This is a genomic window from Mesorhizobium sp. M5C.F.Ca.IN.020.29.1.1 (assembly GCF_003997375.1).
Lineage (GTDB): Bacteria > Pseudomonadota > Alphaproteobacteria > Rhizobiales > Rhizobiaceae > Mesorhizobium > Mesorhizobium wenxiniae.
Genome location: NZ_RZSW01000985.1, coordinates 1 through 1,206, shown reverse-complemented (window position 1 = coordinate 1,206; position 1,206 = coordinate 1). Strand labels below are relative to the sequence as shown.

The window sequence follows — 1,206 nt, the reverse complement described above, 5'->3', positions numbered from 1 at the left end:
TACTTCAGGGAACCGGTGCCCACACGATGATCGGCTACGGCGGCAACGATACCTACTACGTCGACAATGCCGGCGACAAGGTGAATGAGGCGGCCGGCGGCGGCACCGACAGGGTGCTCACCTCGCTGAACTATGCGCTCGCGGCCGGCTCGGAAATCGAGCTTCTCGCCACCACGAATCCGTCTGGCACGACGGCAATCAACCTCTCCGGCAATACGTTTGCCCAGATTATCCATGGCAATGCCGGCGCCAATGTCATCAACGGCCTCGCTGGCGCCGATACGATGACCGGCTACGGCGGCAACGACACCTATTATGTCGACAATGCAGGCGACAGGGTCGTCGAGGCGGTCGGCGGCGGCACCGACAAGGTGCTCGCCTCATTGAGTCATGCTCTTTCGGCCGGGTCACAGATCGAGCTTCTCGCCACCACCAGCCAGTCCGGCACGGCGGCTATGAACCTCAACGGCAACGAGTTCGCCCAGACAATCCAGGGCAACGCCGGCGCCAATGCCATCAATGGTCTCGGCGGCGCCGACACGATGATTGGCTACGGGGGCAACGACGGCTACTATATCGACAATGCCGGCGACAAGGTGATTGAGGCGATAGGCGGCGGTCGCGACAGCGTGGCTACTATGGTGAGCTATGCGCTTGCGGCCGGCTCGCAGGTCGAGCTTCTGGCCGCCAGGTATCCGTCCGCGACCACGGCAATCAACCTCACCGGCAATGAGTTCGCCCAGACAATCAAGGGCAATGCAGGCGCCAATGTCATCAATGGCGGCCGTGGCGCCGACACGTTGACTGGCAATGGCGGCAATGATGCCTTTGTTTTCAATACCGCTTTGGGAGCTGGCAATATCGACAGGATCACCGACTTCAACAAGCTCCAGGACAAGCTCCACATCGACAACGCCATTTTTGCCGGGCTGAGCTCGGGCGCGCTCACATCCGCCGCTTTCTTTGCGGGTGCGGCCGCGCACGACAGTTCCGACCGTATCATCTACAATAATTCAACCGGAGCGCTCTCTTTCGACAGCGACGGGATCGGCGGCGCGGTTCAAACACAATTCGTCACTCTCTCTCCAGGTCTGTCGCTTACGGCAGCTGCATTCTTTGTGACCTGAAGGAGCTAACGGGAAACGACCTCGCGTGAGGGCCCGCGCCCGCCAACAGAGACAGGTGCACGAACTTCAGCTTGAAGCC

The 1,206-nt window shown here is 60.8% G+C and carries 1 protein-coding gene; it reads left to right on the top strand.

Going from position 1 to position 1,206, the window contains the following annotated elements; genetic code table 11:
* Positions 1–1,127 (top strand): calcium-binding protein (locus tag EOA85_RS35615; RefSeq protein ID WP_164760147.1); only part of this gene is annotated, 1,127 nt, incomplete at its 5' end.
* Between the last annotated feature and the right edge of the window lie 79 nt (positions 1,128–1,206).